We start from the raw sequence: 18,675 nt of genomic DNA on the forward strand, positions 1-18,675 counted from the left end.
CCCCATGCGAGAGTAGGTCATCGTCAGGCACTTATTCAGAAACCCCAGCTTCGAAAGAGGCTGGGGTTTCGTCGTTTAGGGGTCTCCCCATGGAGCGTAGCGGAGCGCCGCCCGGGCCTTCGTCAGGCACTTATTCAGAAGCCCCAGCCTATGGATGGGGCTTCGTCGTTTAGGGGTCTCCCCATGGAGCGTAGCGGAACGCCGCCCGGGCCCTCGTCAGGCACTTATTGAGAGAAAACCCCGGACACCCAGTGTTCGGGGTTTTTTCATGGGCATGGGGAGACCCGCTCTTTACCTCGTGGGGCCGCTTCGCGGTCCAGCCCCTCGCCGGCTCGGGGCGTTCGACCGCCCTCGTGGCGTTGCCACGAAGGGCCGGGCGGTCTCACCCCCATGCGAGAGTCCCGGAGCCCGGCGCCCGGAGCGCCGGCCGGATCATCGTCAGGCACTTATTCAGAAAAGCCCCGATCATCATGAGATGGTCGGGGTTTTTCGTATTTGGCTGTGAGGCAGGCCAGGGGTCTCCCCATGGATCCCGCCTGTCGGGAACAGGCGGAAACCGCGTCAGCGGGCCCGAAGGGCGAGTCTCAGGAGGAGACGAGTCGAGTCCCGGAGCGCCGGCCACCGGAGCCCGGCGCCCGGAGCGCCGGCCGGATCATCGTCAGGCACTTCTTCAGCAACCCCAGCCTTTGGCTGGGGTTTTTTTGTATTCAGTGCCTCGGTCTCGAGGTATGGGGTGGGGTGATAAGCGGAATGGGGCGGGGAGTGCGACTACAAGGGCTGCCACTTTGGTCGGCATGATTCACGGGGTCGGGCGCCTTCCGCTAGAATGAGCCTTTTGCCGCAGGGGCCTTAAGATGACCATTGGTGACCTGATTCGCCTGATGAGCGATGGGGACTTCCATTCCGGCGAGCAGCTGGGGGAGCGCCTTGGGGTGTCGCGGACCGCGGTCTGGAAGCAGTTGAAGAAGCTGGAGGCCCTGGGGATCCCCCTGGAGGCGGTCAAGGGGCTCGGCTACCGGCTAGGAGAGCCGGTGGAGCTCCTCGATGGTGGCGAGATCGTCTCGCGGCTCGGCGCCGGGAGTCGTCCCGCCCTGCGGCGTCTCTTCATCGAGGAGTCCCTGGCGTCGACCAATGCCTTCCTACGCGATCGCTTTACCCAGGGTGCCGGCCATGGAGAGGTCTGCCTGGCAGAGAGCCAGGGGGCCGGTCGTGGGCGGCGAGGGCGAAGCTGGGTCAGCCCCTGGGGACGAGGCCTGCTGCTCTCCCTGGGGTGGCGCTTCGAGAATGGTGTGGCGGCCCTCGAAGGGCTGAGCCTGGCCGTGGGGGTGGTGCTCGCCGAGGTGCTGGAGCAGGAGGGGGCGAGGGTCGCCCTGAAGTGGCCCAATGATGTGCTGCTCGATGGCGAGCAGGGGTGGCAGAAGCTGGCCGGTATCCTGCTGGAGGTGCAGGGGGACCTGGAGGGGCCCTGTGAGGTGGTGATCGGCATCGGCCTCAATGTCTTCCTGCCCGAGGCGCTGCGTGACGTCATCGACCAGCCGGCGGCGGCGGTGGCCGACCAGGTGCCGGGGGTCTCCCGCAATGCGCTGGCCGCCGGGCTGATCGGAGGGCTGCTGGAGCTGATGCAGCGCTTCGAAGGCGAGGGCTTCGGTGCCTGGCAGGCTGCCTGGAACGCGCGTCACGCCCACGCCGAGCAAGAGGTGGAGGTGATCCAGGGCAGTAGCAGCTATCGAGGGGTCGCCCTGGGGGTCGATGGCGCCGGCCACCTGGAAGTCCGCTGTGGGGATGAGCTGCGCCGGCTGGCAGGCGGTGAAATCAGCGTGCGTGGCCGCCGATGATTCTCGACCTCGATATCGGTAATACCCTATCCAAGTGGCGGCTCAAGGATGCCCTGAGCAGCGAGATTCGCTCCCGCGGAGCGCTCTGGACGCGAGAGGAGTGGCGTCCCGGGTCCGATATCCCCGATCTGGACGTGGTGCAGGCGGTGCGCATCTCCAGCGTGGCCCGCAAGGCCGTCCTGGAGGAGACGGTGGCGTTGCTGCGGCGTCGGGTGGTGTCGGTGCATGTGGCGCGCTCCACCGCCGAGGCCTTGGGGGTAACCAATGGCTATGAGGAGCCGGGGCGCCTGGGGGTGGATCGCTGGCTGGGCACCCTGGCGGGCTATCAGCTGGCCGGAGGGTGCTGTGCGGTGGATTGCGGTAGCGCCATCACCGTGGACTTCGTGTTGCCGGGTGGGCGCCATCTCGGTGGCTATATTCTCCCCGGACTGCGCCTGATGAAGGAGAGCCTCAAGCTGGGAACGCGGAACGTGGCCATCGATCCGGACAGCGAGGCGGATGAGCTGCTGGCCCCGGGCAAGAATACCGTGGAAGCGGTCAACCACGGGATCTACATGGCCGCGGTGAGCGCCGTCAATCGTATCTATGCCGAGGTGTGTGACCGGGAGGGAGTGGCGCTGCCGCTACTGCTGACCGGCGGTGATGCTCGGGTGGTCTCCCGGGGGCTGCGGGTGCCCCATGCGGTCTGGCCCGATATGGTCTACGGTGGCCTGGAGGCCTGTTTTCCGTTGACCGCGGCGGAGCGAGCGGGGCGCCTGTCCGGGGCGCCCAGGGTGCCGGCGCCGGCGGCATTGGAAAAAATTCGTGCAGGGCTTGCATTCTCTACCCTGCTTTGACACAATGCGCCGCGTTCCAGGGCAACACATCCCCCTCGCCGAGTGCTGATGGATGATGCCAAGCCACTGAAAGATAAGGCTTGACAGCGTTGCTGAGGCGGGTAAAATGCTTCGCCAGCTGGAGGGGTTCCCGAGTGGCCAAAGGGAGCAGACTGTAAATCTGCCGCGAAAGCTTCGAAGGTTCGAATCCTTCCCCCTCCACCAGATTTGATCGCCTCGTCAAGGCGGGGCGGTAGCAAGAGTGGGTAGGCGGGCATAGTTCAATGGTAGAACCTCAGCCTTCCAAGCTGATGGTGCGGGTTCGATTCCCGCTGCCCGCTCCAGGTAAGGTTTGCGCTCATGTAGCTCAGGGGTAGAGCACACCCTTGGTAAGGGTGAGGTCGACGGTTCAAATCCGTCCATGAGCTCCACTTTGAAAAGGCGAGTCGAATGGCTCGCCTTTTCTCTTTGTGTCGGGGTCTTCTCGGCATCGTGAGGATGGGGTTGCCAGGCGGTGGTTTTTCCGCTACCATGGCGCCCGCTGTGTCCTGAGCGTCCCGCAAAGGGTGGCGAAGGCGCAGGGTGTTGATACAGGCCAGTAGCTCAATTGGCAGAGCAGCGGTCTCCAAAACCGCAGGTTGGGGGTTCGATTCCCTCCTGGCCTGCCAGTCTTCCCCAGGCTGGCTTACCTCTAGACAGATTTCACGTTACGATCGCTGCACCCTGAGGAGTCACGTTTTTATGAAACATAACGCCGAGGTGCAGGAGTCGCGCCACGACGGGCTCAAGTGGGCGGCTGTCGTCGCGCTGTTGGTCGTTGCCGTCGTTGGTAATTCCTACTTTGCCGATCAGGCCCTGCTTTATCGCGTCCTTGGCGTGGTGGTGCTGGGTGCTGCCGCTGCGGCAATCGCCCTGCTGACCACCAAGGGTCGCGAGCTCGCCGAGCTGGCCAAGAACGCGAAGAAAGAGATTCAGCGCGTCGTCTGGCCGACCCGTCCCGAAACCGTACAGACCACCGCCATCGTGCTGGTGGCCGTGCTGGTGGTGGGTCTGATGCTGTGGCTGATCGATACCCTTCTTGGCTGGGCAATGTCCGGCGTTATCGGTTAGGAGTTTCCATGTCCAAGCGTTGGTATGTCGTTCACGCCTATTCCGGCTTCGAGAAGCATGTCATGCGCTCCCTCAAGGAGCGCGTGAAGCTGTATGGCATGGAGGAGGGGTTCGGCGAGATCCTCGTGCCTACCGAAGAAGTCGTCGAGATGCGTGACGGCAAGCGCCGCAAGAGCGAGCGCAAGTTCTATCCCGGCTATGTGCTGGTCGAGATGGAAATGAATGACGCGACATGGCACCTGGTCAACGAGACACCGCGGGTCATGGGCTTTATCGGCGGCACCAAAGAGAAGCCGGCGCCGATCACCCAGCGAGAAGCGGATGCCATCCTGCGCCGCGTCCAGGACGGCACCGACAAGCCGCGCCCCAAGACCATGTTCGAGCCGGGGCAATCCGTGCGCGTCATCGATGGCCCCTTCGCCGACTTCAATGGCGTGGTCGAAGAGGTCAACTACGACAAGAGTCGCCTCCAGGTCAGCGTGCTGATCTTCGGGCGCGCCACGCCTGTCGAGCTCGAGTTTTCCCAGGTCGAGAAAGAGTAACGCTCGGCCTGAAGTCGTATTGAGTCGCATCGCGAGCCGCTTGGCGGCTCTTTAACCGGGGAGCCGCAAGGCGCTACTACCCAACTGGAGTCTACACATGGCCAAGAAAGTACAGGCTTACATCAAGCTGCAGGTCGCAGCTGGTAAGGCCAACCCGAGTCCCCCCGTCGGCCCGGCCCTGGGTCAGCACGGCGTGAACATCATGGAGTTCTGTAAGGCGTTCAACGCCGCGACCCAGGAGATCGAGCCGGGTCTGCCCACTCCCGTGGTGATCACCGTTTACTCCGACCGCAGCTTCACCTTCGTCACCAAGACCCCGCCCGCCGCGGTCCTGCTGAAGAAGGCCGCTGGCATCAAGTCCGGCTCTGGCGAGCCGAACAAGAAGAAGGTCGGCACCGTGACCCGCGAGCAGCTGGAAGAGATCGCCAAGACCAAGGAGCCGGATCTGACGGCTGCCGATCTCGACGCCGCTGTGCGTACCATTGCCGGTAGCGCCCGTAGCATGGGCCTGAACGTGGAGGGTCTCTGATCATGGCTAAACTGTCCAAGCGCGCCCAGCTGATCAACGAGAAGGTCGACTCCACCAAGGTCTACTCTCTGGAAGAGGCCGTGGCCCTGCTCGCCGAGCTGTCCACCGTCAAGTTCAAGGAGTCCCTGGACGTCGCCATCAACCTGGGCGTCGATCCGCGGAAATCCGACCAGGTCGTGCGTGGCGCCACCGTCATGCCCAATGGTACCGGCAAGGACGTGCGCGTTGCCGTCTTTACCCAGGGTGCCAACGCCGATGCCGCCAAGGAAGCCGGTGCCGATATCGTCGGCATGGACGAGCTGGCCGAGCAGGTCAAGAAGGGCCAGCTCGACTTCGACGTGGTCATCGCCTCGCCGGACGCCATGCGCGTCGTCGGTCAGCTGGGCCAGATCCTCGGTCCGCGCGGCCTGATGCCGAACCCCAAGGTCGGTACCGTGACCCCGGACGTGGCCACCGCCGTCAAGAACGCCAAGGCCGGTCAGGTGCGTTTCCGTACCGACAAGAACGGTATCATCCACACCACCCTGGGCAAGGTCGACTTCGACGCGACCGCCATCAAGGGCAACCTGGAAGCGCTGGTCGCTGACCTGAAGAAGCTCAAGCCGAGCACTTCCAAGGGTGTGTATTTCAAGAAGATGACCCTGTCCACCACCATGGGCCCGGGCATCACCGTCGATCACTCCGCGCTGGTGTGATCGCCGACAGGCAAGAACTTTGCGGTCCCCGTGCGCGGATTCAAGACGCCGGGCGGGGCACCGTCAAAGACCGCAGGCGCCGTCCACTCCGGTGGGCGGCTTAATCTTCCCCCAGGGATGCCTGCGCAGATGGTGTGGCCGCCAGTCCGCTGGTGTGCACCATCGCCCAAGACCCCCTCGCCAGCAGGCGTGGGGGAGATGGTAACCCCCGGGACGCGATGCTCGCATCGCAGAGTCCCGGCACGAAGGAGTGAACACAGTGGCACTAGCTCTCGAAGGCAAGAAGGCAATTGTTGCCGAGGTCAGTGAAGCCGCCAAGGATGCTCTCTCCGTCGTCGTTGCCGATTCTCGTGGCGTTGCGGTCAGCAAGATGACCGACCTGCGCAAGCAGGCCCGCGAGAATGGCGTGCAGATCCGTGTTGTGCGCAACACCCTGGCACGTCGCGCCCTGAACGGCACTCCCTGGGAGTGCCTGAACGACAGCTTCGTGGGTCCGACCCTGCTGGCTTTCTCCACCGAGCACCCGGGCGCCGCCGCCCGTCTGTTCAAGGAGTTCGCCAAAGAGGAGAAGAACTTCGAAGTCAAGGCGCTGGCCTACGAAGGCGAGCTGATCCCGGCTGGCGACATCGACCGTCTGGCGACCCTGCCGACGTACGATGAAGCGATCGCCAAGCTGATGTCGGTGATGAAGGAAGCTTCCGCTGGCAAGCTGGTCCGTACCCTGGCTGCACTGCGCGACCAGAAGCAGGAAGCGGCCGCCTAAGGCGACCCTTCCGGCCGATACGCGACTGATACTGAACCCTCGAGTCCTCGGACCTTTTGGTACGGGATTCCCGCAAAGTCTAGGAATTTGACAATGGCACTGACCAAAGAAGACATCATCAACGCCGTCGCCGACATGTCCGTGATGGAAGTCGTCGAGCTGATCGAAGCGATGGAAGAGAAGTTCGGCGTGTCCGCCGCTGCCGCCGTCGTGGCCGGCCCGGCCGGTGGCGAAGCCGCCGCCGCCGAAGAGCAGACCGAGTTCGACCTGGTGCTGACCAGCGCCGGCGAGAAGAAGGTCAACGTGATCAAGGTCGTTCGCGAGATCACTGGCCTGGGCCTGAAGGAAGCCAAGGGTGCCGTCGACGGCGCGCCGGCGACCATCAAGGAAGCCATGTCCAAGGACGACGCCGAAGCGGCCAAGGCGAAGCTGGAAGAAGCCGGCGCCTCCGTGGAACTCAAGTAACCTCTTGATTTCCATGGCTTCGCGCGCTGCGTAAGCTTCCACGGCTGGTGGCGGGTCACCCGCTGCCGGCCTTTTTCTGTTGTCACTAGCCGGCCGCCGCTCTGCCGCCGCCGCTAGCCGAATTCCGACGGCGAGCCCTCATCCGGGGGGCTTGCCGTCAGCGCCTGACGGAGCCGCTACCGTCGGGTGGCGCCGATTCGCATCGGTCACCCATGGTGAACAAGCTGGGGAATACAGATGGCTTACTCATACACTGAGAAAAAACGCATCCGCAAGGATTTCGGCAAACTGCCCCAAGTGATGGATGTGCCCTACCTGCTGGCCATCCAGCTTGATTCCTACTACGACTTTCTCCAGCAGGACCGTTCGCCCGAAGAGCGGATGGAAGTCGGCCTGCATGCCGCCTTCAAGTCCGTCTTCCCGATCGAGAGCTTCTCCGGCAACGCCGCCCTCGAGTACGTCAGCTACCGTTTCGGCACTCCGGCCTTCGACGTCAAGGAGTGTCAGCTGCGCGGCGTCACCTACTCGGCGCCGCTGCGGGTCAAGGTTCGCCTGATCATCTACGACAAGGAGTCGGCGAACAAGGCCATCAAGGACATCAAGGAGCAGGAAGTCTACATGGGGGAGATCCCCCTGATGACCGAGAACGGTACCTTCGTCGTCAATGGTACCGAGCGGGTCATCGTCTCCCAGCTGCACCGCTCCCCGGGTGTCTTCTTCGACCATGACAAGGGCAAGAGCCACTCCTCCGGCAAGCTGCTCTACTCGGCTCGGGTGATTCCCTACCGTGGCTCCTGGCTCGACTTCGAGTTCGATCCCAAGGACAACGTCTATGTGCGTATCGACCGTCGCCGCAAGCTGCCGGCCTCGGTGCTGCTGCGCGCACTGGGCATGAGCGCCGAGGAGATCCTCGATACCTTCTTCGACACCAGCACCTTCCATATCGAGAAGTCCGGCTTCTCCGTGGAGCTGGTGCCGTCGCGCCTGCGCGGCGAGACCGCCACCTTCGATATCAAGGACGCCGATGGCAGCCTGATCGTCGAGGAAGGGCGTCGTATCACCCAGAAGCATATCCGCCAGATGGAGAAGGCCGGCCTCGAGCGCCTCGACGTGCCGATGGACTACCTCTTCGGCAAGACCCTGGCCAAGGATCAGATCGATCCCAATACCGGTGAGCTGATCTGCGAGTGCAACAGCGAGATCACCCCGGACCTGCTCGAGAAGCTGGGCCAGGCCGGCATCACCCGCCTCGAGACCCTCTACACCAACGACCTCGACTGCGGGCCCTTCGTCTCCGACACCCTCAAGCTGGACACCACCCGGACCCAGCTCGAGGCCCTGGTCGAGATCTACCGCATGATGCGTCCCGGCGAGCCGCCCACCAAGGAAGCCGCCGAGACCCTGTTCCACAACCTCTTCTTCACCGAGGACCGCTACGACCTGTCCGGCGTCGGGCGCATGAAGTTCAATCGCCGCCTGCGTCGCGACAGCGACACCGGCTCCGGCGTACTGGACCGTGACGACATCCTCGATGTGCTGAAGGAGCTGATCAATATCCGTAACGGCTTCGGTGAGGTGGACGATATCGACCACCTGGGCAACCGTCGTATCCGTTGCGTGGGCGAGATGGCCGAGAACCAGTTCCGGGTCGGCCTGGTGCGCGTCGAGCGCGCGGTCAAGGAGCGTCTCTCCATGGCCGAGAGCGAGGGCCTGATGCCCCAGGACCTGATCAACGCCAAGCCCGTCGCCGCGGCGGTCAAGGAGTTCTTCGGTTCCAGCCAGCTCTCCCAGTTCATGGACCAGAACAACCCGCTTTCCGAGGTCACCCACAAGCGCCGCGTCTCCGCGCTCGGCCCGGGCGGCCTGACCCGCGAGCGGGCCGGCTTCGAGGTGCGTGACGTACACGCCACCCACTACGGCCGCCTGTGTCCGATCGAGACCCCGGAAGGCCCGAACATCGGCCTGATCAACTCCCTGGCCACCTACAGCCACACCAACAGCTACGGTTTCCTCGAGACCCCGTACCGCAAGGTGGTGGACGCCCAGGTGACCGACGACGTGGTGCACCTCTCCGCCATCGAGGAGGGCGATTTCGTTATCGCCCAGGCCTCCGCCACCGTGAACGAGGCGGGCAAGCTTGTCGATGACCTGGTGCAGGTGCGTCACAAGGGTGAGACCACCTTCATGCGCCCCGAGCAGGTGACGCTGATGGACGTCTCGCCGCGTCAGGTGGTCTCCGTGGCCGCGGCGCTGATCCCCTTCCTGGAGCACGATGACGCCAACCGCGCCCTGATGGGGGCCAACATGCAGCGTCAGGCGGTGCCGACCCTGCGTGCCGACAAGCCGCTGGTCGGCACCGGCATGGAGCGCTTCGTGGCCCGCGACTCCGGCGTCTGCGCCGTGGCACGGCGTGGCGGGGTGATCGATTCCGTCGATGCCAAGCGCATCGTGGTGCGCATCAACGAGGACGAGATCATCGGCGGCGAGGCCGGCGTCGATATCTACAACCTCACCAAGTACGTGCGCTCCAACCAGAACACCTGCATGAACCAGCGCCCCATCGTGCGCCCCGGTGATCAGGTGGCGCGTGGCGATATCCTCGCCGACGGTCCCTCCGTGGACATGGGTGACCTGGCCCTGGGCCAGAACATGCGTATCGCCTTCATGCCCTGGAACGGCTACAACTTCGAGGACTCCATCCTGGTCTCGGAGCGGGTGGTGCAGGAAGATCGCTTCACCACCATCCATATCCAGGAGCTGACCTGCGTCTCCCGCGACACCAAGCTGGGTGCCGAGGAGATCACCTCCGATATCCCCAACGTGGGCGAGTCGGCGCTGGCCAAGCTGGACGAGGCGGGCGTGGTCTATATCGGTGCCGAGGTCGGCCCGGGCGATATCCTGGTCGGCAAGGTCACCCCCAAGGGCGAGACCCAGCTGACCCCGGAAGAGAAGCTGCTGCGCGCCATCTTCGGCGAGAAGGCCAGCGATGTGAAGGACACCTCCCTGCGTGCCCCCACCGGCATGAAGGGCACCGTCATCGACGTCCAGGTGTTCACCCGCGATGGCGTGGAGAAGGACTCCCGGGCGCTCTCCATCGAGCAGATGCAGCTCGATGAGGTGCGCAAGGACCTCCAGGAGACCTACCGCATCGCCGAGGACGCCACCTTCGAGCGTCTCAAGCGCACCCTGACTGGCCAAGCCGTCAATGGTGGGCCCAAACTGAAGAAGGGTGATGTGCTCTCCGAGGAGTATCTCGAGGAGCTGCCCCGTCAGCAGTGGTTCAAGCTGCGCCTGCAGGACGAGGCCCTCAACGAGCTGCTGGCCCAGGCCGACGAGCAGCTGGAGAACCGTCGCAAGGAGATGGACGAGCGTTTCGAGGACAAGAAGCGCAAGCTGACCCAGGGCGACGACCTGGCGCCGGGCGTGCTGAAGATCGTCAAGGTCTACCTGGCGGTCAAGCGTCGCATCCAGCCGGGTGACAAGATGGCCGGTCGCCACGGTAACAAGGGTGTCATCTCGGCGATCATGCCCATCGAGGACATGCCCTTCGACACCAACGGCGAGCCGGTGGACGTGGTCCTCAACCCGCTGGGCGTACCGTCGCGGATGAACGTCGGTCAGATCCTCGAGACCCACCTAGGCATGGCCGCCCATGGCCTGGGCATGAAGATCGACGCCCTGCTGCGCGACGCCCGCGATCAGCAGCTGGCCGAGATCCGCGACTTCCTGGGCAAGGTCTACAACTCCACCCCGGGAACTCGTGAGGAGGACATCGCCGAGCTCAGCGACGAGGAGGTGATCACCCTGGCCCAGAACCTGCGCCGTGGTGTGCCCATGGCCTCGCCGGTGTTCGATGGCGCCGAGGAGACCGAGATCAAGCACCTGCTGAAGCTGGCCGACCTGCCGGATTCCGGTCAGATGACGCTCTATGATGGCCGTACCGGCGACGCCTTCGACCGTCCGGTGACCGTCGGCTACATGTACATGCTGAAGCTCAACCACCTGGTGGACGACAAGATGCACGCCCGTTCCACCGGCTCCTACTCCCTGGTCACCCAGCAGCCGCTGGGCGGCAAGGCGCAGTTCGGTGGTCAGCGCTTCGGTGAGATGGAGGTCTGGGCCCTGGAAGCCTATGGCGCCGCCTACACCCTCCAGGAGATGCTCACGGTCAAGTCCGACGACGTGGAAGGCCGCACCAAGATGTACAAGAACATCGTGGATGGCGACCACACCATGCAGGCGGGCATGCCGGAATCCTTCAACGTGCTGGTGAAGGAGATCCGCTCCCTGGGTATCGATATCGAGCTGGAGAGCTAGGCGGCCTCGCCGCTGGTCAAGCGCTTCACAGAATGACGGTCCGCGGGGGCTTCGGCCCCCGCCCATGACAACTCCGCAACGGAGCCGACCCATGAAAGATTTGGTGAAAGTCCTCAAATCGCAGTCACAGTCCGACGAGTTCGACGCGATCAAGATCACGCTCGCGTCCCCGGACATGATCCGCTCCTGGTCCTACGGCGAGGTCAAGAAGCCGGAGACCATCAACTACCGTACCTTCAAGCCGGAGCGGGATGGCCTCTTCTGCGCCAAGATCTTCGGCCCGGTGAAGGACTACGAGTGCCTGTGCGGCAAGTACAAGCGCATGAAGCATCGCGGCATCATCTGCGAGAAGTGCGGCGTCGAGGTCACCAAGGCCGCCGTGCGCCGCGAGCGCATGGGCCATATCGAGCTGGCCAGCCCGGTCGCTCACATCTGGTTCCTCAAGTCCCTGCCGTCGCGCATCGGCATGTTCCTGGACATGACCCTGCGCGATATCGAGCGGGTGCTCTACTTCGAGAGCTTCGTGGTCATCGATCCGGGCATGACCACCCTCGAGCGCGGCCAGCTGCTCAACGACGAGCAGTACTTCGAGGCCCTCGAGGAGTTCGGTGACGACTTCGATGCCCGCATGGGCGCCGAGGCGGTCCAGGCGCTGCTGGCCGATATCGATCTGGAAGAAGAGATCAATCGCCTGCGCGAGGAGATCCCGCAGACCAACTCCGAGACCAAGATCAAGAAGCTCTCCAAGCGCCTCAAGCTGCTGGAGGCCTTCTACAAGTCGGGCAATGCCCCGGCCTGGATGGTCATGGAAGTGCTGCCGGTGCTGCCGCCGGACCTGCGTCCGCTGGTGCCCCTGGACGGCGGTCGCTTCGCCACCTCCGACCTCAACGACCTCTATCGTCGGGTGATCAACCGCAACAACCGCCTCAAGCGGCTGCTCGACCTCAATGCGCCGGACATCATCGTGCGCAACGAGAAGCGCATGCTGCAGGAGTCGGTGGACGCCCTGCTCGACAACGGTCGCCGCGGCCGTGCCATCACCGGGTCCAACAAGCGCCCGCTGAAGTCCCTGGCCGATATGATCAAGGGCAAGCAGGGTCGCTTCCGTCAGAACCTGCTGGGCAAGCGGGTCGACTACTCCGGTCGTTCGGTGATCACCGTGGGCCCGACCCTGCGCCTGCACCAGTGCGGCCTGCCGAAGAAGATGGCGCTGGAGCTGTTCAAGCCGTTCATCTACTCCAAGCTGCAGTCCCAGGGCTACGCCTCGACCATCAAGGCCGCCAAGAAGATGGTCGAGCGCGAGCTGCCCGAGGTGTGGGACATCCTCGCCGATGTCATCCGCGAACACCCGGTGCTGCTCAACCGCGCCCCGACCCTGCACCGCCTCGGCATCCAGGCCTTCGAGCCGCTGCTGATCGAGGGCAAGGCGATCCAGCTGCACCCGCTGGTGTGTGCCGCCTACAACGCCGACTTCGACGGTGACCAGATGGCGGTCCACGTGCCGCTGACCCTGGAAGCCCAGCTCGAAGCCCGTGCGCTGATGATGGCCACCAACAACGTGCTGTCGCCGGCCAACGGCGAGCCGATCATCGTGCCCTCCCAGGACGTGGTGCTGGGTCTGTACTACATGACCCGCGAGAAGATCAACGCCAAGGGCGAGGGCATGGCCTTCGCCAACCTGGCCGAGGTCGAGCGGGCCTTCGGCGCCGAGAAGGTCGCCCTGCACGCCAAGGTCAAGGTGCGCCTGACCGAGCACCTGCCCGAGGAAGAGGGCGGCGAGCTGGTCACCAAGCAGTCGATCTTCGACACCACCGTGGGCCGGGCGCTGCTGTTCCGCATCCTGCCCAAGGGCGTGCCCTTCGAGCTGGTCGACCAGCCGATGAAGAAGAAGGCGATCTCCAAGCTGCTCAACGAGGTCTACCGTCGCGCCGGCCTCAAGGACGCGGTGATCTTCGCCGACCAGCTGATGTACACCGGCTTCCGCATGGCCACCTGGTCCGGCGCCTCCATCGGCGTCAACGACTTCGTCATCCCCGAGGCCAAGAAGGCCATCGTGGATGCCGCCGAGGACGAGGTGAAGGAGATCGAGGACCAGTTCTCCTCGGGTCTCGTCACCGCCGGCGAGAAGTACAACAAGGTGATCGACATCTGGTCCAAGGCCAACGACAAGGTGGCCAAGGCGATGATGGCGGGCATCTCCAAGGAGACCGTGGTCGACCGTGACGGCAACGAGGTCGAGCAGGACTCCTTCAACAGCGTCTTCATCATGGCCGACTCCGGGGCCCGGGGTAGCGCCGCCCAGATCCGTCAGCTGGCGGGGATGCGTGGCCTGATGGCCAAGCCGGACGGCTCGATCATCGAGACGCCGATCGTCGCCAACTTCCGTGAGGGCCTGAACGTACTCCAGTACTTCATCTCCACCCACGGCGCCCGTAAGGGTCTGGCGGACACGGCCCTCAAGACCGCCAACTCCGGTTACCTGACCCGTCGCCTGGTCGACGTGGCCCAGGACCTGGTGATCACCGAGTCCGATTGCGGCACCGAAGAAGGCCTGACCCTGCACCCGATCATCGAGGGCGGCGACATCATCGTCTCCCTGGCGCAGCGGGTCCTCGGTCGCGTGGTCGCCCAGGACGTGGTCGACCCGACCAGCGACGAGGTGCTGATCCCGCGCGGCACCCTGCTCGACGAGAAGTGGTGCGAGCAGCTCGACACCATGGGCGTCGACGAGATCGTGGTGCGCAGTTCCATTACCTGCGAGACCGCCCACGGCGTCTGTTCCGCCTGTTACGGCCGCGACCTGGCGCGCGGTCACCAGGCCAACATCGGCGAGGCGGTGGGGGTCATCGCCGCCCAGTCGATCGGTGAGCCGGGTACCCAGCTGACCATGCGGACCTTCCACATCGGTGGTGCGGCCTCCCGGGCCTCCGCGGTGGACAGCGTCCAGGTCAAGCATGGCGGCAAGGTGCGCCTGCACAACATCAAGTCGGTGGAACGCGCCGATGGCAAGCTGGTGGTGGTTTCCCGCTCCAGCGCCCTGGCCGTCGCCGACGAGCATGGTCGCGAGCGCGAGTACTACAAGCTGCCCTATGGTGCCGAGCTCTCCGTCAAGGATGGCGACGCCGTCGACGCCGGCCAGACCGTGGCCAAGTGGGATCCGCACACCCACCCGATCGTCGCCGAAGCCGAGGGTCAGGCCCAGTACATCGACATGGAAGAGGGCATCACCATCCACCGTACGGTGGACGAGATGACCGGCCTCTCCTCCATCGAGGTGATCGAGTCTGCGGCGCGTCCGCAGGCCGGCCGCGACAAGCGTCCGATGATCATGCTCACCGGCCCCGGCGGCGAGCACGTCTGCCTGTCGGGCTCCAACACCCCGGTGCAGTACCTGCTGCCCGGCAATGCCATCGTCAACACCGAGAACGGTGCCACCATCGGCGTCGGTGAGGTGGTGGCGCGGATCCCGGTGGAGGCGTCCGGTAACAAGGACATCACCGGGGGTCTGCCTCGCGTGGCCGACCTCTTCGAGGCGCGCAAGCCGAAGGAGCCGTCGATCCTCGCCGAGATCAGCGGTGTGGTGACTTTCGGCAAGGAGACCAAGGGCAAGCGTCGCCTGACCATCACCCCCGAGGGTGGCGGCGATCCCTTCGAGATGCTGATTCCCAAGTGGCGTCAGATCGCGGTCTTCGAAGGCGAGACCGTCGAGAAGGGCGAGGTGATCTCCGACGGTCCCAGCAACCCCCACGATATCCTGCGCCTGCTGGGCGTGGCGGAGCTGGCCAAGTACATCACCGCCGAGGTTCAGGAGGTCTACCGCCTGCAGGGCGTGGGCATCAACGACAAGCACATCGAAGTGATCGTGCGTCAGATGCTGCGCAAGGTGGAGATCACCGATGCCGGCGATTCCAGCTTCATCACCGGTGACCAGGTGGAACTGGTGCGGGTGCTGGAAGAGAACGCTCGCCTGGCCAAGGACGACAAGTTCCCGGCCAAGTACGACCGCCTGCTGCTGGGTATCACCAAGGCCAGCCTGGCCACCGAGTCGTTCATCTCCGCGGCCTCCTTCCAGGAGACCACCCGGGTGCTGACCGAGGCGGCAGTCACCGGCAAGCGCGACTACCTGCGCGGCCTGAAAGAGAACGTGGTGGTGGGTCGACTGATCCCGGCCGGTACCGGCCTTACCCACCATGCGGAGCGCAAGCGCCGGCGTGAAGATGCCGATCGCATGCTCCATCCGTCGGCCTTCGACGTCGAGCAGGAGCTGGGCGCCCAGCTCACCGCCCTCGACGCCGACGACGACGAAATCTGAGGTCACGGGGCCGCCACCCTTCCCGGGGTGGCGGCCTTGACTGGCCTCGCCGGGAAGCAGTAGAATTCGCAGCCTTTAATAGTGGGGTGGGTGCGCCCGTGCCACTATTGAAAGGTAAGGCAACCATTGGAGTCAGCTACAGACTATGGCAACGATCAATCAGCTCGTGCGCAAGCCGCGCAAGCGCCCTGTCGCCAAGAGCGACGTGCCGGCGCTGCAGGCCTGCCCGCAGAAGCGCGGCGTCTGCACCCGCGTCTACACCACCACCCCGAAGAAGCCGAACTCGGCCCTGCGTAAGGTCTGCCGTGTGCGCCTGACCAACGGCTACGAGGTCACTTCCTACATCGGCGGTGAAGGCCACAACCTTCAGGAGCACTCCGTGGTCCTGATCCGTGGCGGCCGGGTCAAGGACTTGCCGGGTGTGCGTTATCACACCGTGCGCGGCGCCCTGGATACCTCCGGCGTGCAGAACCGTAAGCAGGGCCGTTCCAAGTACGGCGCCAAGCGTCCCAAGGCCTAAGGCCGGTCGACGTTTTCACCCGAATTGCATTGGTCTGATAAGAGTAAGGTCGAGCGTCACCGTCGGTGCCAGTCTCGGGTTTACCTGAAGGACCCCTTAACGAGGGCTTATCATGCCTAGAAGAAGAGTTGCCGCTAAGCGCGAAATCCTGCCGGATCCGAAGTTCGGAAGCGAGCGCCTGGCGAAGTTCATGAACCACCTGATGGTCAGCGGCAAGAAGTCCACAGCTGAGCGCATCGTCTACGGTGCGTTGGACACGGTTGCCGAGCGTAGTAAAGAAGAGCCGCTGGAGATCTTCGACAAGGCGCTGGAAACCATCCAGCCGATGGTCGAGGTCAAGTCGCGCCGCGTCGGTGGTGCGACCTATCAGGTGCCGGTGGAGGTGCGTCCTTCCCGTCGTCAGGCCCTGGCCATGCGTTGGCTGGTGGATGCGGCCCGTAACCGTGGTGAGAAGACCATGGTTCAGCGTCTGGCCGGTGAGATGCTGGATGCCGCCGAAGGTAAGGGTTCCGCGGTGAAGAAGCGTGAAGACGTTCACCGCATGGCAGAAGCCAACAAGGCCTTCTCCCACTACCGTTTCTAAGGCGCGCTTCCACACACGAGGCGCCCGCCCGGCGGGCGCCTCCAACCAACGGGGAATTTCACCGTGGCACGCAAGACACCACTCAATCGCTATCGCAACATCGGGATCTGTGCCCACGTCGACGCCGGCAAGACCACCACCACCGAGCGGGTGCTGTTCTACACCGGTCTCTCCCACAAGGTCGGCGAAGTTCATGATGGCGCCGCCACCATGGACTGGATGGAGCAGGAGCAGGAGCGGGGTATCACCATCACCTCCGCCGCCACCACCTGTTTCTGGCAGGGCATGAACAAGCAGTTCGATGAGCACCGCATCAACATCATCGACACCCCGGGGCACGTCGACTTCACCATCGAGGTGGAGCGTTCCCTGCGCGTGCTCGACGGTGCCGTCGTGGTGCTGTGCGGCTCCTCCGGCGTACAGCCGCAGACCGAGACCGTCTGGCGTCAGGCCAACAAGTACGAAGTGCCGCGCATGGTGTTCGTCAACAAGATGGACCGCGCCGGTGCCGACTTCTTCATGGTCGTCGACCAGCTCAAGGATCGTCTGGGCGCCACCGCCGTGCCGATCCAGATCAACTGGGGCGCCGAAGACGACTTCAAGGGCGTCATCGACCTGCTGCAGATGAAGGCCATCCTGTGGAACGAAGACGACATGGGCATGACCTATGACCTCGTCGACATTCCCGCCGACCTCCAGGCCAAGGCCGAGGAGTATCGCGAGCACATGGTCGAGGCGGCCGCCGAGGCCTCCGAAGAGCTGATGGACAAGTACCTCGAGGAGGGCGAGCTCTCCATCGAGGAGATCAAGTCCGGCCTGCGTCGTCGTACTCTGGACAACGAGATCGTCCTGGTCACCTGCGGTTCCGCGTTCAAGAACAAGGGCGTGCAGGCGGTGCTGGATGCGGTCATCGAGTACATGCCGTCGCCCACCGAGGTCAAGGCCATCGAGGGCGAGCTGGACGACAAGGACGGCACCATCGCCACCCGCGAGGCGGACGACAGCGCCCCCTTCTCGGCCCTGGCCTTCAAGATCGCCACCGATCCCTTCGTCGGCACCCTGACCTTTATCCGCGTCTACTCCGGGGTGCTGAACTCCGGCGACAGCGTGTTCAACTCGGTCAAGAGCAAGAAGGAGCGCGTCGGTCGTATCGTGCAGATGCACTCCAACTCGCGCGAAGAGATCAAGCAGGTCTACGCCGGCGATATCGCCGCCTGTATCGGCCTCAAGGACGTCACTACCGGTGACACCCTGTGCGACCTGAACGACAAGATCGTTCTCGAGCGCATGGAGTTCCCGGAGCCGGTGATCTCCGTGGCCGTGGAGCCGAAGTCCAAGGCCGACCAGGAGAAGATGGGCGTGGCCCTCGGCAAGCTGGCCCAGGAGGATCCGTCCTTCCGCGTCAAGACCGACGAAGAGACCGGCCAGACCATCATCTCCGGCATGGGCGAGCTGCACCTGGACATCCTCGTCGACCGCATGCGTCGCGAGTTCAAGGTCGAGGCCAACATCGGCAAGCCGCAGGTGGCCTACCGCGAGACCATTCGTGGCAAGGTCGAGCAGGAAGGCAAGTTCGTGCGCCAGTCCGGTGGTCGCGGTCAGTTCGGTCACGTCTGGCTGCGCATCGAGCCGCTCACCGAAGCGGACAAGGGCGACGACGAAGAGATGCACTTCAAGTTCGCCTCCGAGATCGTCGGTGGTGTGGTACCCAAGGAATACGTACCTGCCGTCGAGAAAGGGGCCTATGAGCAGCTGCAGAACGGTGTCATCGCGGGCTACCCGATGATTGACGTCAAGGTCACGCTGTTCGATGGTTCCTACCATGACGTGGACTCCAACGAGACCGCGTTCAAGGTCGCCTCCTCCATGGCGATCAAGGAAGGGGCCAAGAAGGCCAAGGCCGTGCTGCTAGAGCCGATGATGAAGGTCGAAGTCGTGACCCCCGAGGATTTCATGGGTGACGTCATGGGCGACCTGAACCGTCGTCGCGGTCTGGTGCAGGGCATGGATGACTCTTCCTCCGGCAAGATCATCCGCGCAATGGTGCCGCTGGGCGAGATGTTCGGTTATGCGACCGACCTGCGTTCTCAAACCCAGGGCCGTGCAAGCTACTCCATGGAGTTTGCGAAGTACGACGAGGCGCCCTCCAGCGTCGTAGAAGCCGTCATCAACCAGAAAAGTTAACCGTT

13 protein-coding genes and 4 tRNA genes are annotated in these 18,675 nt (G+C 64.1%); all 17 read left to right on the top strand.

All coding sequences use genetic code 11. The features are described 5' to 3' along the window. Positions 1–854: 854 nt before the first annotated feature. The 17 genes from IHD13_RS12540 (at position 855) to fusA (ending at position 18,670) form a co-directional block, all read left to right on the top strand. Positions 855–1,835 (top strand): biotin--[acetyl-CoA-carboxylase] ligase, encoded by a 981-nt coding sequence (locus IHD13_RS12540; protein ID WP_195861396.1) that lies wholly within the window; start codon positions 855–857, stop codon positions 1,833–1,835. Continuing rightward, positions 1,832–2,671: a type III pantothenate kinase gene (locus IHD13_RS12545; RefSeq protein ID WP_195861397.1), complete on the top strand. Its 840-nt coding sequence runs from the start codon at positions 1,832–1,834 to the stop codon at positions 2,669–2,671. The genes IHD13_RS12540 and IHD13_RS12545 overlap by 4 nt, the downstream gene beginning before the upstream one ends. Before the next feature lie 120 nt (positions 2,672–2,791). Continuing rightward, positions 2,792–2,875, top strand: a tRNA-Tyr gene (locus IHD13_RS12550). Between the two features lie 45 nt (positions 2,876–2,920). Then, positions 2,921–2,994, top strand: a tRNA-Gly gene (locus IHD13_RS12555). 12 nt (positions 2,995–3,006) lie between these two features. Continuing rightward, a tRNA-Thr gene (locus tag IHD13_RS12560) sits at positions 3,007–3,081 on the top strand. 161 nt (positions 3,082–3,242) lie between these two features. Beyond that, a tRNA-Trp gene (locus IHD13_RS12565) sits at positions 3,243–3,318 on the top strand. A gap of 73 nt (positions 3,319–3,391) precedes the next feature. Next, complete coding sequence (gene secE, locus IHD13_RS12570; protein ID WP_195861398.1) at positions 3,392–3,760, top strand: preprotein translocase subunit SecE; 369 nt, start codon at positions 3,392–3,394, stop codon at positions 3,758–3,760. Between the two features lie 8 nt (positions 3,761–3,768). Next, on the top strand, positions 3,769–4,302 hold the full coding sequence (gene nusG, locus IHD13_RS12575; RefSeq protein ID WP_195861399.1) for a transcription termination/antitermination protein NusG: 534 nt from the start codon (positions 3,769–3,771) through the stop codon (positions 4,300–4,302). Positions 4,303–4,399: 97 nt separating this feature from the next. After that, positions 4,400–4,831, top strand: a complete 432-nt coding sequence (rplK, locus tag IHD13_RS12580; RefSeq protein ID WP_016419070.1) for a 50S ribosomal protein L11 — start codon at positions 4,400–4,402, stop codon at positions 4,829–4,831. A gap of 2 nt (positions 4,832–4,833) precedes the next feature. After that, on the top strand, positions 4,834–5,526 hold the full coding sequence (gene rplA / locus IHD13_RS12585; RefSeq protein WP_195861400.1) for a 50S ribosomal protein L1: 693 nt from the start codon (positions 4,834–4,836) through the stop codon (positions 5,524–5,526). Between the two features lie 259 nt (positions 5,527–5,785). Next, entirely contained in the window at positions 5,786–6,289 is a 504-nt protein-coding gene (gene rplJ, locus IHD13_RS12590) for a 50S ribosomal protein L10 (RefSeq protein ID WP_195861401.1), read from the top strand. Between the two features lie 93 nt (positions 6,290–6,382). After that, positions 6,383–6,754, top strand: a complete 372-nt coding sequence (gene rplL, locus IHD13_RS12595; RefSeq protein WP_195861402.1) for a 50S ribosomal protein L7/L12 — start codon at positions 6,383–6,385, stop codon at positions 6,752–6,754. 237 nt (positions 6,755–6,991) lie between these two features. Then, entirely contained in the window at positions 6,992–11,071 is a 4,080-nt protein-coding gene (rpoB, locus tag IHD13_RS12600; protein WP_195861403.1) for a DNA-directed RNA polymerase subunit beta, read from the top strand. Between the two features lie 91 nt (positions 11,072–11,162). After that, positions 11,163–15,383 carry a DNA-directed RNA polymerase subunit beta' gene (rpoC, locus tag IHD13_RS12605; protein WP_195861404.1) on the top strand — a complete coding sequence of 1,407 codons (4,221 nt, stop codon included), beginning with the start codon at positions 11,163–11,165 and terminating at the stop codon, positions 15,381–15,383. Between the two features lie 145 nt (positions 15,384–15,528). Continuing rightward, positions 15,529–15,903, top strand: coding sequence for a 30S ribosomal protein S12 (gene rpsL / locus IHD13_RS12610; protein ID WP_146803738.1), 375 nt, complete (start codon positions 15,529–15,531; stop codon positions 15,901–15,903). Between the two features lie 112 nt (positions 15,904–16,015). Next, positions 16,016–16,486 (top strand): 30S ribosomal protein S7, encoded by a 471-nt coding sequence (gene rpsG, locus IHD13_RS12615; protein WP_195861405.1) that lies wholly within the window; start codon positions 16,016–16,018, stop codon positions 16,484–16,486. Between the two features lie 63 nt (positions 16,487–16,549). Then, positions 16,550–18,670 carry an elongation factor G gene (gene fusA, locus IHD13_RS12620; protein WP_195861406.1) on the top strand — a complete coding sequence of 707 codons (2,121 nt, stop codon included), beginning with the start codon at positions 16,550–16,552 and terminating at the stop codon, positions 18,668–18,670. The last annotated feature ends 5 nt before the right edge of the window (positions 18,671–18,675 follow it).

Origin of the sequence: Halomonas sp. 328 (genome assembly GCF_015645095.1) — a bacterium.
Taxonomy (GTDB): Bacteria; Pseudomonadota; Gammaproteobacteria; order Pseudomonadales; family Halomonadaceae; genus Bisbaumannia.

Excerpts from the sequence above, each read along its gene's own strand:
- rplA (WP_195861400.1), top strand. The coding sequence starts at position 4,834 with ATGGCTAAACTGTCCAAGCGCGCCCAGCTGATCAACGAGAAGGTCGAC.
- nusG (WP_195861399.1), top strand. The coding sequence starts at position 3,769 with ATGTCCAAGCGTTGGTATGTCGTTCACGCCTATTCCGGCTTCGAGAAG.
- IHD13_RS12545 (WP_195861397.1), top strand. The coding sequence starts at position 1,832 with ATGATTCTCGACCTCGATATCGGTAATACCCTATCCAAGTGGCGGCTC.
- rpoB (WP_195861403.1), top strand. The coding sequence starts at position 6,992 with ATGGCTTACTCATACACTGAGAAAAAACGCATCCGCAAGGATTTCGGC.
- rpoC (WP_195861404.1), top strand. The coding sequence starts at position 11,163 with ATGAAAGATTTGGTGAAAGTCCTCAAATCGCAGTCACAGTCCGACGAG.
- rplL (WP_195861402.1), top strand. The coding sequence starts at position 6,383 with ATGGCACTGACCAAAGAAGACATCATCAACGCCGTCGCCGACATGTCC.
- rpsG (WP_195861405.1), top strand. The coding sequence starts at position 16,016 with ATGCCTAGAAGAAGAGTTGCCGCTAAGCGCGAAATCCTGCCGGATCCG.
- secE (WP_195861398.1), top strand. The coding sequence starts at position 3,392 with ATGAAACATAACGCCGAGGTGCAGGAGTCGCGCCACGACGGGCTCAAG.
- IHD13_RS12540 (WP_195861396.1), top strand. The coding sequence starts at position 855 with ATGACCATTGGTGACCTGATTCGCCTGATGAGCGATGGGGACTTCCAT.
- rplK (WP_016419070.1), top strand. The coding sequence starts at position 4,400 with ATGGCCAAGAAAGTACAGGCTTACATCAAGCTGCAGGTCGCAGCTGGT.
- rpsL (WP_146803738.1), top strand. The coding sequence starts at position 15,529 with ATGGCAACGATCAATCAGCTCGTGCGCAAGCCGCGCAAGCGCCCTGTC.